Consider the following 22,321-nt stretch of genomic DNA (forward strand, 5'->3'; position numbering starts at 1 on the left):
GGTCGCGGGTTATTCCCAGTTGCCCAGGTCGGCGCTGTAGCCTTCGCCGCCGGGCTGGCCGTCCTGGCCGAAGAAGATCAGGTCGAACGCACCGTGCTCACCGGGAAAGCGATAGCCGAAGGCATGCCCGAACGGGTCCTTGAGGTCCGACGGCTTGGCGTACGGGCCGGCCCAGCCTGCGGCGTTGGCGGGCTTGTCGACCAGCTGTTGCAGGGTCTTGGGCGGTGAGCCGACGTCCAGCCCATAGCTTTCGATCTTCATGCCCAGGCTCGCCAATTGCGCCTTGCCCGCGCCGTATTTGCCCTTGTCGACATTGCCGCCAACCTGGCGGACCACAATGGTCGCGACGATGCCCAGCAGCACGATTACGGCGAGCATTTCCAACAGGGTGAAGCCGCTTTGGCGGCGTGCAGGTTTCAAGCGCATGGGGGTGGGTCCTCGGGGGTTCATATATTGCTGGTCAGGCTCATCAGCGGCAGCATGATCGCGAGCATGATCACCGCGACCAGCACCGCCATGACCACGGTCAGGGACGGCACCAGTGCGGCGAGCAGACGGTCGATGCCGCGTTTGGCTTCAACGTCGAACACATCGGCGACCTTGAGCAGCATGCTGTCCAGTTCACCGGCCTGTTCGCCGACTTCAATCATTTGCAGGGCCAGGTCCGGCAGTAGCGGCTCGGCGCCGAACGCGCTGGCCAGGGTGCCGCCGCCTTTGACCGACTCGGCCGCCTGGGCGACCTGGGCTTGCAGCGCGCGGTTGGTGCAGACCTGGCGCGCGATCACCAGCGCTTGCAGCAAGGCCACGCCATTGCTCAACAAGGTGCCAAGGGTGCGGGCCAAGCGTGCGGCTTCTACGCGCTGCAACAGCGGGCCGATGACGCGGATGCCAAGTACGCGGCGGTCGTAGCGTTCACGCCGTTGCGGGTTGCGCAGGCGCGCGGCCAGGGTCCAGATGGTCACGATAGCCCCGGCCAGGACCGCCAGGCCCCAGGCGTCGAGGAACTGGCCGAGGCCAAGGATCACTTCGGTAATCAACGGGATGGGTACACCGAGGTCTTTGAAGATCGGTACGAACTGCGGCACCACATAGGCCAGCAGCAGCGCCAGCGAACCGAGCACGCCCACCACCAGGAACGCCGGATAGATCAACGCGTTGATCACCTCGCCCCTCAGGAGCTGGCTGCGCTCCAGGTAGTCGCTGAGCTGACGCAGGGTGTTTTCCAATGCACCACCGGCCTCACCGGCGCGGACCATGCTCAGGTACAGCGGCGAGAACTGGCTGCCCTCTTCTTCCAGGGCCTTGGATAACGGTTTGCCGGCCTTGACGTGTTCGCGGATACGCTCGATCAAGGCGCGCATCTGGGGCTGGCCGGGTTGCTTGAGCAGGATGCCCAGCGAGCGTTCCAACGGTTGCCCGGCGCCCAGCAGCGTGGCCAGTTGCTGGGTGAAACTGACCAACGCCGCCGCCTTCAACTGGCCGCGCCCCAAGGCCTGCCGCAGGCCCTGGCTGCCCGCCGGCGCAATCTGCAACAACAGCAGGCCACGCTTATGCAGGGCGGCGACGGCAGCGGCCTGGTCCTTGGCGTCGAGGGTGCCGTTATGCGCAGCACCCTGGCTGTCGAGGGCGCGGTATTTGAACAGGCTCATGTGCCGTCGCCCCGCGTGACGCGCAGCACTTCTTCCAGCGAGGTCACGCCCGCCACGGCCTGGCGCAGGCCCTCTTCATGCAGGGTGCGCAGGCCGCTGCGGCGCGCGGCGTGTTCAAGGGTGGCGGCGTCGGCCTGGCGCATCAGCAGGCTGCGCAGTTCGTCGTTCATCACCAGCAATTCGGTGATTGCACTGCGCCCGTGGTAACCGCCGCCGGGCGCATCGGCACGCGGGCGGTAAAGCCGGATCGGACGCGCATCGGTAAAGCGATCCAGGCCGTGTTCGGCGATCAATTCGGGCGGTGCGTCAAAGGCTTCGCGGGTGGCCGGGTCGAGACGGCGGACCAGGCGCTGGGCGAGGATGCCGTTGACCGTCGAGGCTATCAGGTAGCTTTCCACGCCCATGTCGAGCAGCCGCGTGATACTCGCCGCCGCGCTGTTGGTGTGCAGCGTCGACAGCACCAGGTGGCCGGTCAGCGACGACTGGATCGCGATGCGGCAGGTCTCCAGGTCACGGATCTCGCCGATCATGATCACGTCCGGGTCCTGGCGCACGATGGAGCGCAGGGCTGCGGCGAAATCCAGGCCGATGGCGGGCTTGACCTGGATCTGGTTGATGCCTTCGAGCTGGTATTCCACCGGGTCTTCGACGGTGATGATCTTGCGTTCGGCGGTGTTGAGCCGCGATAACGCGGTGTACAGCGTGGTGGTCTTGCCCGAGCCGGTCGGCCCGGTGACCAGCAGGATGCCGTGGGGTCGTTCCAGCACCTGCAAAAACGCGTCGAGACGCTGGCCGTCGAAACCCAGGCTCTGGAAATCGAACTGCACGGTCTGGCGGTCGAGCAGGCGCATCACCACCGATTCGCCAAAACTGGTGGGCACCGTGGACACCCGCAAATCCAGCTCCTTGCCCTGGATGCGCAGCATGATGCGCCCGTCCTGGGGCAGGCGGCGCTCGGCAATGTCCAGGCGCGCCATGATCTTCACCCGTGAAATCACCGCCGCCGAGGAGCTGGACGGCGGCGCTTCGGCCTCGTGCAACACGCCGTCGATGCGGTAGCGCACCTGCAACTGGTTTTCGAAGGGTTCGATATGAATGTCCGACGCCCGATGTTCCACGGCGCGTTGCAGGATCAGGTTGACCAGGCGGATTACCGGCGCTTCGGAGGCCATGTCCTTGAGGTGTTCGATGTCTTCCAGCGCGCCACCCTGCTCGTCGAGGTTCTCGATCAGGGTGCCCATGGCCGAACGGCCCTGGCCGTAGTAGCGCTCGATCAGCGTGTCGACTTCATTGCGCGGGCCGATGGCCAGCCAGATCGGCACCCCACAGGCATAGGCCAGCGCCTGGAACGGGTACGCCTGCGCCGGGTTGGCGGCCAGCACGCGCAAGCCGTCATCGCGCCACCCCACCGGCACCACCTGGTAGTGGCGCATGAAGCGTTCGGTCACGCTGGGCAACGGGTCCAGCAACGGTGGCGCGGCATCAGCGAGCAACAGCGGCGCGCCGATCAAGTCGGCCCAGGCCTTGGCCAACTCGACTTCGGAGACCAGCCCCAGGCGGGTCAACAGACTGAGCAACCCGGCCTCGTCAGACTCCTGGGACAAACGCCGGGCACGCTCCAGGTCGACGGTTTTCAAACCGGCGTGCTGCATCAACCAGGCGCACACCTGTTCGGTGGTCGGGATGGGCATCTGGCAGGCATCGATGGGCGTTGCGGGACTTGGCATGAGCAGCTATCTGAGGGACTAGGTAAAAACCCTTGTGGGAGCGGGCCCGCTCCCACAAAGAGAGGGGCGCAAGCCGTTAGTTAGAGGCCTTCGGCGCGACCTGCTGGCCATTCAGCGGGCGACCGCCGCGAGTGGTTTCGGCCTTCTGCTTTTTGACCGCCTTGGCGTCGTGGGCCTGGGTGATCACCGTGGAATCGGTGGCGCCGGACTTGGCATCGGCATCGGTGGATTCAGCCGCCATGGCCGCGCCACTCAGTGCAACACCCAGGACTACACCGGCACTCAACAGGGATACTTTCATCGATTTTCTCCAGATCAAAAAACAGCGATTTGCTCGAATGGCGTCTTGAATCGGCTCAAGACCCTACACCAAAGCGTTGTATATGACAGCACGTATAAAACATGGCCTTTTAGAACTACCGCGCAAAGCCACTAGTTCGCCATTGCCGCATCTATTTTCTTAAACCAATCGACTGGTAGGTTTAGCCTTAGTTCAAAATCGTAATGAAATATTTCTTATTTCACGCAAAAAATAGCTTTTGTTTGACAGATAACCGCAAGAATTGCCTTAATTATGGCGTTTCCGCGATTCAAAATGCCACCCCGCAATATCACCAAGATATCACCCACAACAATAATTAATACAATTATTAAACTTATAAAACTGCGAAATCCGCCAAGTAATTGCAATTAGCCATCGGTTAAACATTGCGATCAAGGCGAACTATTGCCCGTAAAAAAGTGACGAGCGTGCTGTATGCGACGCACGTCTCCACGCCCTATTTTCAACACACCGCTGTTCGGAGAAACCCCATGAATAAACGCAAGATGATCGGTGCGCAGTCGGCGTTCGCCCTGCTGGCGCTGGCCGTGTCCCACGCGCACGCGGCGACCAGCCCGGCGCTGAATGAAGGCATGGTCAGCCGTGCCGAAAAGGCGGCAGACAAGACCCTGGCGAAGATGACCACGGAAGAAAAACTCGCCTACATCGGCGGCATCGGTGGCTGGGATGTGAAGCCGCTGAGCCAGTACGGCGTGCCGCAGATTCACGGTGCCGATGGCGGCGTCGGCGTGCGTTACACCAGCGAAGGCAATGCCCAAGGCGTGGTGTACCCGTCCGGGCCGAACCTGGCGGCCAGCTGGAACCCGCGTCGCGCCATCGACCTGGGCCGCGCCCTGGGCTACGACACGGCCAGCGGCGGTTACCAGTTCGTCACCGGGCCCGGCGTGAACCTGTACCGCATGCCCTACAGCGGGCGGGCGTTCGAGTACCTGTCCGGTGAAGATCCGTTCCTTGGTGCCAGCCTCGGTCCGGCGTTGATCAACGGCATTCAATCGCGCGGGGTGTGGGCCAACGCCAAGCACTACGCGGCCAACGACCAGGAAAGCAACCGCTTCCACCTCGATGAAATCATCAGCGAGCGCGTGTTGCGCGAGATGACCTTGCCACCGTTCGAGTCCGCCTCGAAGAACAGCAAGGTGGCGATGATGATGTGCGCGTTCCAGAAGGTGAAGGGCGAGTTCGCCTGCGAGAACTCACACCTGATCCACGACATCCTCAAGACCGAATGGGGCTACCCGGGCTTTGTGCAGAGTGACTACAACGCCGTGGTCAACGGCCTGCCCGCCGCCCAGGCCGGCACCGACCTGGACATGATGGGCTACCAGATGAACAGCACGGTGCTCAAGCCGTTCCTGGACAGCGGCGAGCTGAGCGGCGCGACCCTGGATGACAAGGTGCGGCGCATCCTCAAGCAGGTCTACCTGTACAAGTTCGACAGCAAGGCACCGCTGACCAACCACAACATGAACAGCGCCACCAGCAACCGCGTGGCCCTGAATGCCGCACGCGAAGGCATCGTGCTGCTGAAAAACCAGGCCAATCTGCTGCCACTGGATGCCAAGAAAGCCAAGCGCATCGCCGTGGTCGGCAACCTCGCCAAGTATGCGCCGCCGACCGGTTTCGGCAGTGCCAACGTGATGGCGGCCAACTACATCAGCGAGCTGAGCGGCTTGCAGCAATTGGCTCCGGGCGCCAAGGTCGAGTTTATCGACGGCCTGTCCCTGGACCCGAGCGCCTCGGTCTGGACCCACACCGACAGCGCCGGCAACCGCGTCAAGGGCTTGCAGACCGAGTTCTTCAGCAACACCAACTGGTCCGGCGACGCGGCTGCCAGCCGCACCGACACCCACGTCGATCTGGACTGGTCCACCGACAGCCTGCCGGTCAACGGCGACACCGCCGCCACCTCGATCCGCTACAGCGGCCAGGTCACGCCAACGGTCAGTGGCGAACAGGTGTTCAAGATCCGCGCCGACGGGGCCGTGCGCCTGTATGTGGACGGCAAGAAGATCCTCGACAACGGTGACGGCAAACCCCTGCCGAACAACAGCATCCCGCCGACCATTCCGGTGTTCGCCAAGGTCAACCTGCAAGCGGGCAAAGCGGTGGACATCAAGCTCGAATACTCGCGCCGCAACGGCTACCTCTCGACCATGGGCGGCCTGGTGGGCGTGCAGATGAGTTGGGCCTCGCTGGTGGCACCAAAGGATCTGGCGCAGTACGACGCGGTCCTGGTGGCGGCCGGCAACAGCAATGAATACGAGGGTGAAGGTTTCGACCACAGCTTCGATTTGCCGGAGTTCCAGAGCCAGTTGATCCAGAGCATCGCCAAGGTCAACCCGCACACCGTGGTGACCCTGCACGGCGGCACTGGCTTGAAGATGAGCGACTGGATCGACCAGGTGCCGGCGGCGCTGCATGCGTTCTACCCTGGGCAGAACGGCGGCCAGGCGTTGGCGGAGATCCTGCTGGGCAAGGTCAACCCGTCGGCCAAGCTGCCGATCAGCATCGAGCGCAACATCGAAGACAACCCGATCTACGCGACCTTCCCGAGATTCGACAACCAGGAAACCCTGGCCGAGATGAGCTACAAGGACGACCTGTTCCTCGGCTACCGCGGTTATGAGAAGAAAGGCATCAAGCCGCTGTACCCATTCGGCTATGGCTTGTCGTACACCACCTTCGGCTACAGCAACATCAGCGTGACCCCTGGCGTCGCGGTGGCGGGTGCGCCGATCAAGGTGTCGTTCGACCTGTCCAACACCGGCAAGGTCGCGGGGGCGGAAGTCGCCGAGCTGTATGTGGGCCAGAACCATCCGAAAGTCGAGCGCGCGCTCAAGGAGCTCAAGGGCTACAAGAAGGTGTTCTTGAAGCCGGGCGAGAGCAAGCGCGTGACCATCGAACTCAACGACCGCTCGCTGGCCTACTACGACGTCAAGAGCAAGCAATGGGTAGTGGATGCCGACAGCTTCAATCTGTCGGTGGGCGCGTCCTCCCAGGACATCCGCCTGAACGCCAAGCTGGTCAACCCGTTCCGCCAGGAACTGTCGACCACCACCAGTAACCCGCTGCCGCGCTCGGCGCTGAACTCGACACTGCGTGAATTGCCCCAGGTGAAGACCGGCGGGGTGCTGCATCAGAATGAAAATGATGACAGCGACACCAGTGCAGGCGACGGCTATGACATGAGCGACGACAGCGCACAAGGCAGCGCTGCCGCTAACTGATCCCTAAGCACGGTTGCTTTTTTGTGGGAGCGGGCTTGCTCGCGAATACGGAGTGTCCTTCACCGCATAAGGGGACTGACACACCGCTTTCGCGAGCAAGCCCGCTCCCACATTTTGATCTCCATACATCAGCTGATATCAGGGTCTGATCGCTGCCTCGACACCGGCGATGTAGCTGTCAAAGCGCGCCACCAGGTCCACCTGCTCGGGAAACCGCAGCCACTGGATCTGCAAGCCATCCATCATGGCCAGGATCTCTTCCACCAGCCCGGCCAGATCCACGTCCCCGCGCACCTCCCCCATCGCCACCAGCTCGGCGAACTGCCCCTGCATGCGTTGGTGAATCGCCGTGTAGCGCGCCTGGAACCAGCCCCACGCCGGGTGTGAATCCAACAGGCTCTCGGCATTCAAGATGGTAAACGCGCGCACCACCCCCGGTGCCGTGGCATTCGAACGGTTGATCGCCCGCAAGCTGCCGAGCAAGCCGGACAACGATTTCTCCGCACGCACTTGATCGGCAATCCGCTGATTGACCTCGTCGCGCCGTTGCAGCACGCCCATCAACAACGAGATCTTGCTGGGAAAGTGATGCAGCAAGCCGGCCACGGAGATACCGACGATCGCCGCCACCTGGGCCATCGAGGCACCGCTGTAGCCTTCCAGGGAAAACACCTGCAAGGCCGCGTCCAGCAGTTCTTCGCGACGTTTTTCGCCCTTGGGCGCGCGACGGGTCTTGGGCGTGGGTTCGGTCATGGCAGCGTCCTTGAGCTTTCCCGTTCGATCAGGCGGCAGTCCAACAGGTTCAACCGTTGTACCTCATCCTCCAGCGGCAGCACACCCAGGCTTTCCAGCACGCGGGTGGCGGCGAGTACACCGATCTCCAGCGCGGGTGGCTTGATGGTGCTGAGGCTCGGCAGCAGCATTTCGGCGAAAGGGTAGTCGCCAAACCCCAGCACGGCGCAGTCCTCGGGGATTCTCAGCCCGGCGCGTTGCCCCGCCAGCAAGCCTCCGGCGGCGAGGTTGTCATTGGCGAAGAAAATCCCATCGGGCGGCGTGGCGTGGCTCATCAGCACTTGCATCGCCTGCTTGCCGGCTTCGAACGGTGCAAGGCCGGCGTCGGGGGCGAAGGTCCAGGGCTGCACGCCCAGTTCGCTCAGCGTCGCGGCAAACCCCTCGCCCCGTTCCATCGCGCTGAAATCCCCCGCCACACTGTTGTGCACGAAGGCGATGCGCCGGTAGCCCTGGGCATGCAGGTAGCGCGCGGCCGTGACGCCCACCGCGTAGTGGGAAAAGCCGATCTGCAACGGCTCACGCTCGGGCACGTAGTCCCAGGTTTCCACCACCGGGATGTCGGCGTCGGCGATCATCTTTTCGGTGGCCGCGCTGTGGAAGCGGCTGGTCAACACCAGCGCTGCCGGCGACCAGCCGAGAAACGCGCGCACCGCGCTTTCTTCCTGTTCGGCGCTGAAGTAACTCGACGCCAGCAACAGCTGATACCCGTGGCGACTGAGGGTGTCGCTGAAGCCCTGGATCGTATTGGCAAAAATCGGCCCGGAGATGTTCGGGATCACCATCGCCACGATCCGCCCCCGCGCCGACGCCAGCCCGCCAGCGACCAGGTTGGGCACGTAGCCCAACTCGGCCACCACCGCGGCAATGCGCTCGCGGCGCTCTGGCGAAACCTGCTCCGGCTGGTTGAAGTAACGCGACACGGTAATCGCCGACACCCCGGCCTGGCGCGCCACGGTGTTGAGGGTGACGCGTCCGGCGCCACGGCGTTTGCGCGGTTTGTCTTCGCTCACGGGGAAATCCTGCTAGAAACCAAAAGGCATATGGGACTAATTTTTCAGTATTTGACGTTCTAAACCAGCCCCACCAATAATGCCGATGTTAGCGCTAACAAAGCGCGTTGTCTGCTACTCGCTCGAGCGAATGCCAAAGACGAATTCACAGGCGCTGCAGGTTGCGCAACAGCAGCGGTTCAGGGCATTTTTTTCGAGCGGGCACAGCATGTATCACTTCCCACGGCATACCCATCTACTGTTTCTCGCTGGTCTTACGGCACTCCCGGTGCCCGGCGCCTTTGCGGCCGATGAGCAGGAACCGACGCTCAAATCCGTGACCGTCACCGCCACCCGCCGCGAAGAATCGCTGCAAAAAGTCCCGGTGGCGGTCTCGGTGCTGGACGGCGAGCAACTGGAGCGCGACAACCGCAACGGCGTGGCGAGCATCGCGCAACAGGTGCCGTCGCTGAACTTCCGCACCGGCGCGTCGAACAAGGACACTTCGCTGTTCGTGCGCGGCGTGGGCACCATCTCCACCTCCCCCGGCGTCGAGCCGACGGTGGCCACGGTGATCGACGGCGTGGTCTACGCCCGTCCCGGCCAGGCCACCCTCGACCTGCTCGACCTGGAACGCATCGAAGTACTGCGCGGGCCCCAAGGCACGCTGTTCGGCAAGAATGCCTCGGCCGGGGTACTCAACATCACCAGCAAGGCGCCGACCGCCGAGACCCACGGCTATATCGACCAGTCCTACTACAGCGGCAACGAAAGCCGCAGCCGTTTCGGCATCGGCGGCAGCCTTGTCCCGGATGTGCTCAAGGGCTCGGTCAGCACCTTGTTCGGCAGCTATGACGGCAACGTCGACAACCAGCACAACGGCCAGGAGGTCAACGGCTACAACCACAAGGGCATTCGCGGCAAGTTGGAGTTCACCCCCAACGACGCCGTGAAACTGACCCTGATCGCCGACTACATGCAGTCCCACGACGATGCACCGAACGGCGTGGTCAGCAAGTCCCTGACCCCGGCGTTCGCCAACGCCCTGGGCCTGGTGCGCGCCTCCAGCGACAACCGCGACATCAACACCGACACCCGCAGCCATGTCGAAGACACCAACAAAGGCCTGTCGGCCCAACTGGACTGGAACCTCGGCGACTACACCCTGACCTCGATCACCGCCTGGCGCGGCTGGGACAACACCCAGTACCAGGATGGCGACCGTCTCGGCACGGTGACCGCCGCGTTCCCCGGCACCGCCGACAAGGGCCAACTGGAGTTCAACCAGTACTCCCAGGAGCTGCGCCTGGCCTCGCCCAAAGGTGAATTGCTGGAGTACGTCGGCGGCCTGTTCTACATGCACGGCAAGGATGAAGAAACCTACCAGCGCACGTTGACCACCACCACGCGCACCGACCGTGGCATTGCCGACTACAGCACCACCAACGACAGCTACGCGGTGTTCGGCGAGACCACGCTGAACTTCACCTCACGCTTTCGCGGCATCGCCGGCCTGCGCTACACCCACGACGAGCTGAAATACGATCACCGCCGCGTCTCCACCTCGGCCACCACGGTCAGCGGCATTCAACCGGCCACCTCCAGCTCCGGCTCGGTGGATGAAGACGGTTGGTCAGGGCGCCTGGGCGTGCAGTACGACATCAGCGATACCGTCACCAGCTACCTGACCTACTCGCGCGGCTACAAAGGCCCGGCCTACAACGTGTTCTTCAACATGCAACCGCGTGACACCGACGCGCTCAAGCCCGAGACCTCCAACACCTGGGAAGCCGGGATCAAGGCCAGCGCCTGGAGCAACCGCCTGACCACCAACCTCGCGGTGTTCCACAGCGACTACGACAACTACCAGGCGAACTTCTTCGACACCGTCGCCGGCCAAGTGGTGACCCGTTTGATCAACGCCGGCAGCGTCAGCACCGAAGGCGTCGAGCTGGATTACGCCTTGCAGGCCACCCAGCAACTCAAGCTCTCCGGCGCCCTGGCCTATACCCGCGCGCGCATCGACGAGTTCGCCTGCCCGGCGGGTGCAGCGGCAACCTGCAACGTGAATGGCAAGCCACTGCCGTACAGCCCGGACTGGAAAAGCTACGTGCGCGCCGACTACAGCATCCCGCTGGATAACGGCCTCGACATCGAGCTGGGCACCGACTACAGCTGGCAGAGCGAAGTGCAGTACGACATCAGCCAGAACGTCGACACCAAACAAGGCGCCTACGGCATCTGGAACGCCAGCGTCGCCCTGGCCGACTACAGCAACGGCTGGCGCGTCGCCCTGCTGGCCAAGAACCTCGCCGACAAGTCCTACTCGCCGATGCTCGCCAGCGGCGGCAACTACATCTACCGCGCCGTGCCCCGTGACGATGAACGTTACTTCGGCGTGCAACTGCGCAAGGATTTCTAGCATGAGCCGTCAACTCAAACTCGGTGCTTTCCTCATGGCCACCGGGCACCACGTCGCCGCCTGGCGTCACCCGGATGTTCCGGCGAATGCCGGGCTGGATTTCGCCCAGTACAAACACCTGGCGCGGGTCGCCGAAGCGGCGAAGTTCGATGCGCTGTTCGTCGCCGACAGCGTGGCGGCGGCCACCGGCGCGATTGCCAGCCACATGGCGCGCTCGGATCATTTCGAACCACTGACCTTGCTCTCGGCGCTGAGCGCGGTGACCGAGCATATCGGCCTGATCGCCACGGCGACCACCACCTACAACGAGCCGTACCATGTGGCGCGCAAATTCGCCTCACTGGATCACCTGTCCGGCGGGCGTGCGGGCTGGAACCTGGTGACCTCGGACGCCGCCGCCGAGGCGCAGAATTTCGGCCGCGACGAACACCTCGGCCACGCCGAGCGCTACAGCCGCGCCCGCGAGTTTCATCAGGTGGTGACCGGATTGTGGGACAGCTGGGAAGACGACGCCTTCGGGCGCGACAAGGCCAGCGGCAACTACTACGACCCGGCCAAACTGCATGTGCTGGAGCATGTGGGCGAACACTTCAGCGTCAAGGGCCCGCTGAACGTGGCCCGCTCGCCTCAAGGCCAGCCGGTGATCGTACAGGCCGGCTCTTCCGAGGCCGGTCGTGACCTGGCGGCGCAAACCGCCGAGGTGGTATTTACCGCACAGACCTCGCTGGAAAATGCCCAGGGGTTTTATGCCGATCTCAAGGGGCGCCTGGCGCAATACGCACGTGAGGCCGACTCGCTGAAGATCATGCCCGGCGTGTTTGTGGTGGTCGGGCAGACCGAGGCCGAGGCGCAGGCCAAGTTCGAGGCGTTCCAGGATTTGGTCGAGCCCGAAGTCGGCGTCGCGTTGCTGGGGCGCATGCTCGGTAACTTCGACCTGTCCGGCTACCCGCTGGATGGCCCGCTGCCGGAGCTGCCACTGACCGACAGCGGGCAGCGCAGCCGCCAGCAGTTGCTCAGCGACCTGGCGTTGCGCGAAAACCTCACGCTGGCCCAGTTGGGCCGACGGATCGCCGGTGGTCGCGGGCACTACAGCCTGATCGGCACCCCCACGCAGATCGCCGATGAGCTGCAACGCTGGTTCGAACAGGGCGCGGCGGATGGCTTCAATATCCTGGTGCCGCACCTGCCCGGCGGGCTGGAGGATTTCGCCCAATGGGTGGTGCCCGAGCTGCAACGGCGTGGTCTGTTCCGCACTGAATACAGCGGCACGACCTTGCGTGAAAACCTCGGTTTGGCGCGACCCGCCAATCGTTTTGAAAAGGATGACGCATGAAGCTTCCCGCCCTGCTGCTGGCCTTGCTGGCCGCGACCCAGACCGCCCTGGCCGCCGACCCCGCCACCCTGCGCATCGGCTACCAAAAAGGCTCCATCGCCCTGGTGCTGGCCAAGGAACACGGCCTGCTGGAAAAACGCTTCCCACAGACCGCCGTGAAGTGGATCGAATTCCCCGCTGGCCCGCAGATGCTCGAAGCGCTCAACGTTGGCGCGCTGGATGTGGGCTCCACCGGCGACATCCCGCCGTTGTTCGCCCAGGCGGCGGGCGCCGATCTGGTCTATATCGGCGCCGAACCGCCCAAGCCCAGTGCGGAAACCATCCTGGTGCGAGACGACAGCCCGCTGCATTCGGTGGCGGACCTCAAGGGCAAGAAAGTCGCGTTCCAGAAAGGCTCCAGCTCCCACAACCTGATCCTGCGTGCACTGAACAAGGCAGGGCTGAGCTACAAGGACATCCAGCCGGTGTACCTGCCGCCGGCCGACGCGCGTGCCGCGTTCGAACAAGGCAGCGTGGATGCCTGGGCGATCTGGGAACCCTACTCGTCCCTGGCGCTGAGCCAGAGCCCGAGCCATGTGCTGGCCAACGGCGAGGGGCTGGGGTTGTCGGGGCCGGTGTATACCGCACGGCGCGAGTATGCCAAGGCGAATGGCGCGTTCGTGCATGATTTATTGAATGAGCTCAGCGCCGCCGAAGCGCTGACACGCAGCCATCGCAAAGACAGTCTGAAAGTGCTGACCGGCTTTATGGGCCTGCCGGAGGACGTGATCGCGCGGTACATGGACAATCGCCCGCCTTCGCCGATCCTGCCGATTGACGAGAAGATCCTCCAGGCGCAGCAGGCGACGGCGGATCTGTTCTACCAGAACCACCTGTTGCCCAAATCCATCGACGTGAAAAAAGCCATAGAGAACAACTGAAATCAACCTGTGGGAGCGGGCTTGCTCGCGAATGCGGTGGATCAGCCAATACATGTTGTGACTGACACTCCGCTTTCGCGAGCAAGCCCGCTCCCACATGTCGATGGGTGTGCACCCGTTAGAAATCGACAGTGGCCGAGAGCAGGTAGGTGCGCGGTGTCGCCAATGTCAGGCCTGGCTCGCTGTCGTCCGATGCACCGGCCGAGCTCCAGTAGCGTTTATCCGCGACGTTTTCCACGTTTGCGCGCAGGGTCACGTGTTTGTCGTCCACTTTGAAGGCATACCGCGCGCCCACGTCGATGCGGTTCCAGGCGTCGATTTCCTTGACGTTGGATTGGTCCAGGTACTGCGAGCTGGAGTGGATGCCGCGGCTGGTCAGGGTCAAGCCTTCCAGGCCCGGCACATCCCACTCGGCGCCAAGGTTGACGTTGTATTTGGGGGTGGCCGGGGCGCGGTTGCCGTCCCAGGCGCCGTTGGTGGTGTCTTTGAGTTTGCTGTCGATGTACATCACGCCGCCAAGCAAACGCACACCCTTGAGCGGTTCGCCGAACACACTCAGTTCTGCACCGGTGTTCTCGCGCTTGCCGTTGGGCCCGAACAGCCGCGTGGTGGCGTTGGTTTCATAGGCCGGTTGCTTGATGCGGAACACCGCTGCCGTCACGGCGACGGCACCGGCGTCGTATTTAGCCCCGACTTCAACCTGGCGGCTGATGAACGGCGGGAAGATCTCGTCGCTGTTGCGCGATGTGGTCGGCGCGATCTTGCCCTGGCTCAGGCCTTCCATGTAGTTGGCGTACAGCGACAGCCGGTCGGTGGCCTTGAACAGCAGGCCGCCGGAGGGCGAGACCTTTTCTTCGTCGTAGCCGGTCTTGCCTTTGACGCCATTGCTCCAGTCAGTCACCTTGACCCGCTGCCAGCGTGCGCCGAGGGTCAGCAGCAGGCGGTCGTCAAAGAAGCCCAGGGTGTCGGACAAGGCCACGCCGCTGAATTTGTTCTCGGTATAGACCTTGGCGTCCTGGCGCGTGGCCGTGGACGGTGTCGGGGTCTGCACCGGGTTGTAGAGGTTGCTGGAGGCCGTCGCGTACCGCGCGCCGCCGTTGGTGAAATCCATGTCGAAGTAGCTGGCGGCCAGGTTGACCTCATGGCTCACCGGCCCGGTATGGAACCAGTTGCGCACGCCCGCCGTGTAGGTGCGCACATTTTCATCGCGGGTGAAGTCACGGGGCAGCACACTGAAATCACCGGCGGCGTTAGTGACGGAGACCGCGTGACGCAGGAAGTCATGGTTGCTTTTACGCGCACCGAAGCCACCGTAGAGCATCACGTTGTCGCTGAGGTCGTACTCGCCGTTGACCGTGCCAAAGGTGTCGTTGGTGCGCGCCTTGCTCCAGGATTGCGCATAGTTGCGGCGCACATCGTTGGCGCTGGGCACCGGCGCGGCGGCAGCGACTTGCACGCGTTCCTGGGGGGCGTCGGTGTCGCGCTCGGTGTGGCCGATATCGGTGGAAAGGCGCAGGCGCTCGCCACGGAAATCCAGGCCGAGCACGGCCATTTCACGGTCGACGCTCTGGTGATCCCATTCGGTGTCGCCGGACTGCTTCACGCCGTTGAAGCGGATGCCGAATTTGTTGTCCTCGCCAAACCGCCGGCCCACATCCACTGCACCGCCCGCCTGGCTTTCGGAAGCCCAGGTGCCGGTGAACGAGGTGATGTCCTTGTCGGTGGCGCGCTTGGGCACTACGTTGATCCCACCGCCCACGCTGCCACGGGGTGAAATGCCGTTGATCAACTGGGTCGGGCCTTTGAAGATGTCGACGCGGTCGGCCATTTCCATATCAATGCTGTAGGTCGGCAGCACGCCGTACAGGCCGTTATAGGACACATCACTGTTGAACAGGCTGAAGCCGCGGATGGTGAATTGCTCGTAGCGCCCACCGGCCGGGTTGGTGGCGCGTACCGATGGGTCGCTGGCGATCAGTTCGCCCAGGGTGCGTGCTTGCTGGTTCTTCACCGCGTCGGCGGTGTAGGTGGTGATGCTGAACGGGGTTTCCATGAAGTCCCGCGTACCGAGAATGCCCTGGGCGCCACGCCGCGCCACTTGGCCACCGGCGTAGGTGTCGCCGTCGTACAGGCCGGTGGTGCCGAGGATCGAGGTCGGGGCCAGTTCCAGGCTGCTGCCATCCGGTGCCGGGATGAGCATGTAGGCTGAATCGCCGACGGGTTGCAGTTGCAGGTCGGAACCTTGCAGCAGGCGTGCGAAGCCCTCCTCCACGGCAAACTCGCCGGACAAACCACTGCTGCTGCGCCCGCTGACGAGTGCCGGGTCCACCGACAGGTTGACCCCCGCCAGCCCGGCAAACCGGGTAAGCGCCGCGCTCAGGCTACCGGCGGGCACCTGGTAACTGCGGCGGGCGTCGTCGGCGTAGCTGACAGTGGCGAATAGCGGGCCGGCGCTGAGGCTCAGCAGCAGGCTCAGGTTGAGCAAGGGGCGGACTACGGGCATTGAAGGAAGCTCTCGATGATGTGCACTTACCTCAAATGACCGGTGACGCGAAAAAAAGGGACAGGCTATTTGAATTATTTTTCAGCCCGCGCCAAATACCTCGCTGTGTTAGCGCGTGCCCTATGTAGTGAGCGGGCTTGCCCCGCGCTGGGGGGCGAAGCCGCCCCAAATCCACGCGCCTCGGTCTTTCTGATACACCGCGGCGCCTGGGTTTAGGGCGGCTTCGCCCACCAGCGCGGGGCAAGCCCGCTCACTACAAGGTCGTCGGGGGGCACCAGAGACCGATTTGGGGCGGCTTCGCCACCCAGCGCGGGCAAGCCCGCTCACTACAGGTCGTCGGGGGTCACCAGAGGGCGATATGGGAGTCGGCCCTCGGCTCGGTGCCACCGCATAGCACGCCGCTGACCGGATCACGCAGGATGATCTGCCCGCGCCCGTAATCGGTGAGGTCGCTGGCGATTTGCACCTGATGCCCCCGCCGCGCCAGGGCATTGGCCAGGTCGCGGGAAGCGCCTTGTTCGATACCGACCTTCATCTCGCCCAGCCATTGCCAGCGCGGCGCGTCCAGGGCGGCTTGCGGGTTGAGGCCGAAATCCACGAGGTTCATCACCATCTGCACATGGCCCTGGGGCTGCATGTAGCCGCCCATCACGCCAAACGGCCCGAGAGCCTCGCCGTCTTTGGTGAGGAAGCCGGGGATGATGGTGTGGAAGGTTTTTTTGCCTGGTGCCAGGCAGTTGGCGTGGGCCGGGTCGAGGCTGAATTCCTGCCCACGGTTCTGCAATGCGATGCCGCTGTCGGGCAGCACCACGCCGGAGCCGAAGCCGTGGTAGTTGCTTTGGATGAACGAGACCATGTTGCCTTCGGCATCCGCCGTGGCCAGGTACACCGTGCCACTGGCATGAGGATCGCCCGGTTTGGGCGGCTGGGCGTGTTCGCCGATCTGGGCGCGGCGGCGGCGGCTGTAGTCGTCGCTGAGCAGATCCGCAACGGCCACGCGCATGTGCAGCGGGTCGGTGATGTAGTGCAGGCCGTCGCTGTAGGCGAGTTTCATCGCCTCCAACTGGCGGTGCCAGGTCTGTTGGCTGTCGCGGTGATCGAAGCTGAAGCCTTCGAGGATTTTCAGCGCCATCAAGGCCACCAGGCCCTGGCCGCTGGGGGGGATTTCCCAGACGTCGACGCCGCGATAGTTGATGTGGATCGGTTCGACCCACTGGGCGCGGTAGTCTTGCAGATCGGTGGCGCGCAGGTAGCCGCCCGTGGCCCTGGAATGCGCATCGAGACGCGCAGCCAAGGCGCCGCGATACAGACTTTCGCAACGGCTGGCGGCGAGTTCCTCAAGGGTACGCGCCTGGGCCGGGTTGCGGAAAATCTCCCCCGCCCGGGGTGCGCGGCCATCGATCAGGAAGGTGTCGAACCAGGCGTCCAGCACGGCGTCGCGATGGGGGCTGAATTCGTCCAGCGCGCTCTGCCATTGCTGGGCGACCACCGGCGACAGCGGGAAACCGTCACGCGCCAGGCGAATGGCCGGTTGCAGCAACGCGGCAAACGCCAGCTTGCCGAAGCGTTGTGACAGCTCGGCCCAGGCCGACGGGCAACCGGGTACGGTGACCGGGGTCCAGCCGTACAACGGCATCTGCTCATGCCCTGCCGCCTTGACCGCCTCGACGCTCAAAGCCGCCGGCGCATGGCCGTTGCCGTTCAGGCCGTGCAACCGGCCCTTGCACCACACCAATGCAAACGCATCGCCGCCCAGGCCGCAGCCGGTGGGCTCAACCACGGTCAACGCCGCCGCCGTGGCAATCGCCGCGTCGATGGCATTGCCGCCCTGTTGCATGATTTCGATACCGGCCTGGGCCGCCAGCGGCTGGGAGGCAGCGACCATGCCGCGCCTGGCGAACACACTCTGGCGTTGCGACGGATAGGGGTACTCGTGAGCAGAAAAATTCAACATGGCAAAGGCTCTTCCACACAAGGTTTGAAGTCATAACACGCGGCTGAGAAACGCTTGGGTCCGCGGGTGGCTGGGGTGGCTGAAAATCTGTTCCGGCGGCCCCTGCTCGATCAGTTCGCCCTGGTCGAGCACCACCACGCGGTCGGCCACTTCACGGGCAAATCCCATTTCGTGGGTGACCACCACCATGGTCATGCCCTCCTCGGCCAACTCCTTCATCACTTGCAGCACTTCGCCGACGGTTTCCGGGTCGAGGGCGCTGGTGGGCTCGTCGAACAGCATGGCCTGGGGTTTCATCGCCAGCGCACGGGCAATCGCCACGCGTTGTTGCTGGCCGCCGGAAAGCATCGACGGGTAGTGACTGGCCTTGTCCGCCAGGCCGACCCGCGCCAGCAAGCCACGGGCCTGCTCGAGGGCTTCGGCACGCGGGGTGCCGAGCACGTGGATCGGCGCTTCGATGATGTTTTCCAGCGCGGTCATGTGCGGGAACAGATTGAAGCGCTGGAACACCATGCCGATGTCGCGGCGCTGGCGGGCGATGTTGCGTTCTGAGTCGCGCACCAGGCTGCCGTCGCTGCGTTCGCGATAGCCCATGGCGCGGCCGTTGACGCGGATGCGTCCGCCCTGGATGTCTTCGAGCAGGTTGATGCAGCGGATAAAGGTGGTCTTGCCCGAGCCCGAGGCGCCGATCAACACCACCACTTCACCGCGCCGCACGTTCAAGGAGATGCCCTTGAGGATCTGCAGGTCGCCGAACGACTTGTGCAGGTCCTGGGCTTCGATGATCAGTTCTTCACTTTTATGCGCCATGGTCAGCGTCCCCTCAGCAGTTTCAAGGTGCTGCGCCCGAACATGCGGCTGGACGCGGGCGGTGGCCCGGATGGCCGGTCGGACTGGCCGAAGCGCGCCTCCAGCCAGCGCTGGAAGAAGCCCCACAGGGTGGTGAGCATCAGGAAGTAGATAGCAACCACCAGGTACAACTCGAACACACGGAACGTCGCCGAGGTGACCATCTGCGTGCTGAGCAGCAACTCTTGCACGCCGATCACGCTGACCAGGGTGGTGTTCTTGAGCATCACATTGAACTCGTTGCCCAGCGGCGGCACGATCACGCGGAACGCCTGGGGCAGCACGATGCGCCGCATCAGCTTGGCAAAACCCATGCCCAGGGAACGCCCGGCTTCGTACTGGCCCTTGTCCACCGCACCGATGCCGGCACGGATGATCTCGGCCATGTACGCACCTTCGTTGAGGCCCAGGGCGATGATGGCCGCCTGGATATTGCCGGGCACGATCAGGCCGAACAGCTCGATGTCTTCGAAGCGGAACAGCCCGCCCGCCGCCAGCGCCGTGTACAGAAATACGATCTGCACCAGCAGCGGCGTGCCGCGCATCAGCCACACATAAAAGCGTACCGGCAGGTGCAACAGCGGGTTCCTCGACAGCCGCAACAGTGCCGCCGCCAACCCCAGCACGCAGCCCAGCAGCATAGCCAACACGCTGATCAGGCAGGTCAGCCAGAGCCCGGTGAGGTAAACCCCGCTGGGCTGCAACAGGTACTGCCAGAACACATCCCAATTGAAGTTCATTGCGGGAAACCTCAGTCGAGTGTGTCGCTGCTGACATGCCATTTGTTCAGCAATTGCGTGTAGCTGCCGTCGCTGCGCATGTCGCTGATCACCTGCTGCACGGCGGCGGTGAGCTGTGGATCGTCCTTGCGCATGCCCAGGCCGGTGAGGATACGACTGAACGCCGGCACGCCTTCCTGGAACAGGTCGGGGGCCATCACCGCGTAGTAGCCGGCGGTTTCCACAGTGGTGCCGTAGGCGTCGACCTGGTTGATGCGCAAGGCCTGGAACGCATCGGTGTCGGTGTTGTACACCACCAGTTTCATCGGCGGCTTGCCGGCTTTGGTCAGGCTGTCGTTCTGTGTGTCGAGCAGGGTCTTGATGGTGGAACCGTTGAGCACCGCGACCTTGTGCGCGGACAAGTCATCCAGGGTCTTGATGCCCTTGGGGTTGCCCTTGGGCACCACCACCGACTGGCTGGAATACATGTAGTTGACGATGTCGATCACTTGGCGCCGCTCGGGCTTGTCGAACAGTTGGTCGACGATCATGTCGCACTGCTGGGCGAGCAACGCCGGCACCAGGCCGGAGAACGGGATCACGCGCCATTGCACCTGTTTGTCGCCCAGGCGCCTGGCGATTTCCAGGCCCAGGTCGACGGTCAACCCGCGCGGTTTCTGCGTTTCATCGAAGGACACCAGGGGTGGTGAATCCATCCCCGAGCAGTAGGTGAGTTTGTCGACTTTCTGCAAGCGCTCCGGCACCTGGGGCGCGGCAACGGCCCATGGTGTGCAGAGCCCGAGGGAGAGAGCCACCAGCAAGGCGCGGCGTTTATGCATGACCAGACACTCCAGTTCGTTGAATAACGGGGCAGGACTCAAAGTCAAAACACGGGCGGGCTTGGGCCCGCCTCTGATTATTGTTCCGTTTGCAAAAACTGGATCAGCGCCGGCACGGTGCCTTCGATGTGCTCGCGCACCACGGCTTCGGCGCGGGCGGCGTCACCGGCGCGGATGGCCGCGAGGATCACCGCGTGTTCCTGGCGGGCGCTGAGGGGTTTGTCGCCGTGTTGCAACCACAGGCGCATGGGGGCTTCCACCAGCGAATAGAGCGCCGAAATCTGCTTCATCAAGCGCGGGCGACCGCTGAGGCTGCACAGGTATTCGTGGAAGGCACGGTGGCGACTGACCCAGGCGGCGCTTTCGTCGCGGTAGTCGTCCATCTCGTCGAGCATGCGCTCCAGGGCGGCCAGTTGGCGTTCGCCGATACGGCCGACCGCGACACGCACTGCCAGGCCTTCGAGGGCGCTGCGCATTTCGAAGACTTCGTGCAATTCATCGATGTCCAGGCCGCTGACGATCGCGCCACGGTTGGGGCGCAGGGTCACCAGGCCCTGGGCATCCAGGCGGCGGAACGCTTCACGCACCGGCATGCGGCTCATGCCGATTTCACTGGCGATGTCCTCGGCGATCAGCCGGTCGCCCTTGCGGTAGCGGCCACCGCAAATGGCATCGAGCAGAAAGTTGTAGGCCTCCTCCTCGGCGGTGAGGGGCTGACGGTCTACGTAAGCGGGGGCAAATTGCATCGGCAGCACCTTTTGAATTTTTGTATCCAATTATCCACGGATGCAAAAAAGCAGGATGTGTGCCAACTGCTGTGTAGCCGGATTAAGTCACTGATTTAAAGAAAGTAACCGGCATGCTCTGCTTACGGACATGCAGGCAAGGAAGGCGGGTTGTGCTACCGAATAGCCCAGCGGCTGCCCCAATACTGTGCCGAACGGTAGCGTTGTCGGGGCGGGTACACACCCAATGTGGGAGCGGACAAGCAGATTTTCCAGTTCTCTATGGGCAGTCGTTTTGAGCGGGGGTTTATATAGTTTTCTTCATCAATTGAATTATCCGAGCCCCCTAAGATCCGACCCTATACACATTTTTACTTTATTGCATGGTTGGGTCCGATGAAACCGTTGTCCCTCGTCGACACCACGCCTGCCCGCGACAGTCAGCAGGCTTTGTATGCAGCAGCGTCGGGATCACGGCGATCCCAGCTGACTCTGCACGATTTTGACGCCTGTCGAAACACCCGCACCGGGCCTGTGTTCATCATCGCGTCCGGCATGTCGGCCAAGTCGTTTCCACTCGAACAGTTTGCCCACGTGCCGATGATCACGATGAATGGCGCTATTTCGATGTTTATGGATACCGGCGTTAAACCGTGTTTTTACGCCTGCACCGACAAGAGCTTTTCCGAGCAACAGCCGGAGTTGTTCAAGTACGCGATGGCTGTCAGCCAGAACGTGGCACTTTGGGAAGATCACGCACGTTCGTCGGGCATTCGTCCTACCGGACGGATGTATCCGCTATCCAAGGCAAAACGCCCGTCCTGGCTCGACGCTGTTCTGGGCAAGCATGAGGCGCTGGTCGCCAATCATGCGTTGCCGGGATTTCGCCAGCGGCCTGTTGGGTTCAGCAAGGACATGAGCGAGGGCTTCTTTGACGCACGCACCGTGGCTTACCTGGCCTTGCAGCTGGCCTATCATCTGGGGTTTTCCAAGGTGTTTTTGGTGGGGGTGGATCTGAACGAGAAATCGGGAAGGTTTTACGAAAAGCGGGAGGGCATCAACTCCCCTTGCGGGCTGGACCAGCACTATCACACGCGGATATTGCCGTCGTTTGAGTTGATGTCCGAGAAGGTCATTGGGGATGGGTTCAGGGTTTATAACCTTTCGGATTGTTCGAGGATTCCGGAGGCAGTGGTGCCGCGAGTGACGTTGGCGCAAGCACAGGCGTTGCTTGGATAACTGATGCCGGTTGGGCAGGCCGGCAATGCCTGGCAGCATTCGACCAACAACTGCGCCTTTACGTATCGCCCGAGCAAGGTCGGCGCCACTC

General features: G+C 63.2%; 17 protein-coding genes. 5 read left to right on the forward strand and 12 right to left on the reverse strand.

Going from position 1 to position 22,321, the window contains the following annotated elements; all coding sequences use genetic code 11:
* Window positions 1–9 precede the first annotated feature (9 nt).
* From gspG to PSH81_RS17795, 4 genes are all read right to left on the reverse strand, one after another.
* Window positions 10–426, reverse strand: a complete 417-nt coding sequence (gene gspG, locus PSH81_RS17780; protein ID WP_192296788.1) for a type II secretion system major pseudopilin GspG — start codon at window positions 424–426, stop codon at window positions 10–12.
* Between the two features lie 20 nt (window positions 427–446).
* The gene (gspF, locus tag PSH81_RS17785; RefSeq protein WP_305391211.1) at window positions 447–1,649 is read right to left on the reverse strand and encodes a type II secretion system inner membrane protein GspF; all 1,203 of its coding nucleotides are present in this window, start codon (window positions 1,647–1,649) and stop codon (window positions 447–449) included.
* Window positions 1,646–3,340, reverse strand: coding sequence for a type II secretion system ATPase GspE (gspE, locus tag PSH81_RS17790; RefSeq protein ID WP_370694920.1), 1,695 nt, complete (start codon window positions 3,338–3,340; stop codon window positions 1,646–1,648). The genes gspF and gspE overlap by 4 nt, the downstream gene beginning before the upstream one ends.
* Window positions 3,341–3,452: 112 nt before the next feature.
* Entirely contained in the window at window positions 3,453–3,677 is a 225-nt protein-coding gene (locus PSH81_RS17795; RefSeq protein ID WP_192296791.1) for a hypothetical protein, read from the reverse strand.
* A gap of 512 nt (window positions 3,678–4,189) precedes the next feature.
* On the opposite strand from PSH81_RS17795, the gene PSH81_RS17800 reads away from it, so the two are divergent.
* A complete protein-coding gene (locus PSH81_RS17800; RefSeq protein WP_305391213.1) occupies window positions 4,190–6,946 on the forward strand; it encodes a glycoside hydrolase family 3 protein in 2,757 nt (918 codons plus the stop codon).
* Between the two features lie 138 nt (window positions 6,947–7,084).
* On the opposite strand, the gene PSH81_RS17805 is transcribed toward PSH81_RS17800, so the two are convergent.
* Window positions 7,085–7,699: a TetR/AcrR family transcriptional regulator gene (locus PSH81_RS17805; RefSeq protein WP_226455141.1), complete on the reverse strand. Its 615-nt coding sequence runs from the start codon at window positions 7,697–7,699 to the stop codon at window positions 7,085–7,087.
* Window positions 7,696–8,748, reverse strand: a complete 1,053-nt coding sequence (locus tag PSH81_RS17810; RefSeq protein ID WP_226455140.1) for a LacI family DNA-binding transcriptional regulator — start codon at window positions 8,746–8,748, stop codon at window positions 7,696–7,698. The genes PSH81_RS17805 and PSH81_RS17810 overlap by 4 nt, the downstream gene beginning before the upstream one ends.
* Before the next feature lie 208 nt (window positions 8,749–8,956).
* Between PSH81_RS17810 and PSH81_RS17815 the strand changes: the two genes are divergently transcribed.
* From PSH81_RS17815 to PSH81_RS17825, 3 genes are read left to right on the forward strand one after another with little or no spacing between them, the layout of a single operon-like run.
* Window positions 8,957–11,149 (forward strand): TonB-dependent receptor, encoded by a 2,193-nt coding sequence (locus tag PSH81_RS17815; RefSeq protein ID WP_305391214.1) that lies wholly within the window; start codon window positions 8,957–8,959, stop codon window positions 11,147–11,149.
* A gap of 1 nt (window position 11,150) precedes the next feature.
* Window positions 11,151–12,482 (forward strand): LLM class flavin-dependent oxidoreductase, encoded by a 1,332-nt coding sequence (locus PSH81_RS17820; RefSeq protein ID WP_305391215.1) that lies wholly within the window; start codon window positions 11,151–11,153, stop codon window positions 12,480–12,482.
* Complete coding sequence (locus PSH81_RS17825; protein WP_305391216.1) at window positions 12,479–13,402, forward strand: sulfonate ABC transporter substrate-binding protein; 924 nt, start codon at window positions 12,479–12,481, stop codon at window positions 13,400–13,402. Before PSH81_RS17820 ends, PSH81_RS17825 begins: the two co-directional genes overlap by 4 nt.
* A gap of 118 nt (window positions 13,403–13,520) precedes the next feature.
* Here PSH81_RS17825 and PSH81_RS17830 read toward each other — a convergent pair whose 3' ends face one another.
* The 6 genes from PSH81_RS17830 to PSH81_RS17855 form a co-directional block, all read right to left on the reverse strand.
* Complete coding sequence (locus PSH81_RS17830) at window positions 13,521–15,905, reverse strand: TonB-dependent receptor (protein WP_305391217.1); 2,385 nt, start codon at window positions 15,903–15,905, stop codon at window positions 13,521–13,523.
* A 343-nt stretch (window positions 15,906–16,248) separates the two neighbouring features.
* A complete protein-coding gene (locus tag PSH81_RS17835; RefSeq protein ID WP_305391218.1) occupies window positions 16,249–17,859 on the reverse strand; it encodes a gamma-glutamyltransferase family protein in 1,611 nt (536 codons plus the stop codon).
* A gap of 30 nt (window positions 17,860–17,889) precedes the next feature.
* A complete protein-coding gene (locus PSH81_RS17840; protein ID WP_192296800.1) occupies window positions 17,890–18,669 on the reverse strand; it encodes an amino acid ABC transporter ATP-binding protein in 780 nt (259 codons plus the stop codon).
* Window positions 18,670–18,671: 2 nt separating this feature from the next.
* Window positions 18,672–19,448, reverse strand: coding sequence for an amino acid ABC transporter permease (locus tag PSH81_RS17845; RefSeq protein ID WP_192296801.1), 777 nt, complete (start codon window positions 19,446–19,448; stop codon window positions 18,672–18,674).
* 11 nt (window positions 19,449–19,459) lie between these two features.
* Complete coding sequence (locus PSH81_RS17850) at window positions 19,460–20,266, reverse strand: ABC transporter substrate-binding protein (protein ID WP_305391219.1); 807 nt, start codon at window positions 20,264–20,266, stop codon at window positions 19,460–19,462.
* A gap of 77 nt (window positions 20,267–20,343) precedes the next feature.
* The gene (locus tag PSH81_RS17855) at window positions 20,344–21,012 is read right to left on the reverse strand and encodes a GntR family transcriptional regulator (protein ID WP_226455132.1); all 669 of its coding nucleotides are present in this window, start codon (window positions 21,010–21,012) and stop codon (window positions 20,344–20,346) included.
* A gap of 375 nt (window positions 21,013–21,387) precedes the next feature.
* On the opposite strand from PSH81_RS17855, the gene PSH81_RS17860 reads away from it, so the two are divergent.
* Window positions 21,388–22,230 carry a lipopolysaccharide biosynthesis protein gene (locus PSH81_RS17860; RefSeq protein WP_305391220.1) on the forward strand — a complete coding sequence of 281 codons (843 nt, stop codon included), beginning with the start codon at window positions 21,388–21,390 and terminating at the stop codon, window positions 22,228–22,230.
* Window positions 22,231–22,321: the final 91 nt, after the last annotated feature.

This window comes from Pseudomonas sp. FP2335 (genome assembly GCF_030687535.1).
Taxonomy (GTDB): domain Bacteria; phylum Pseudomonadota; class Gammaproteobacteria; order Pseudomonadales; family Pseudomonadaceae; genus Aquipseudomonas.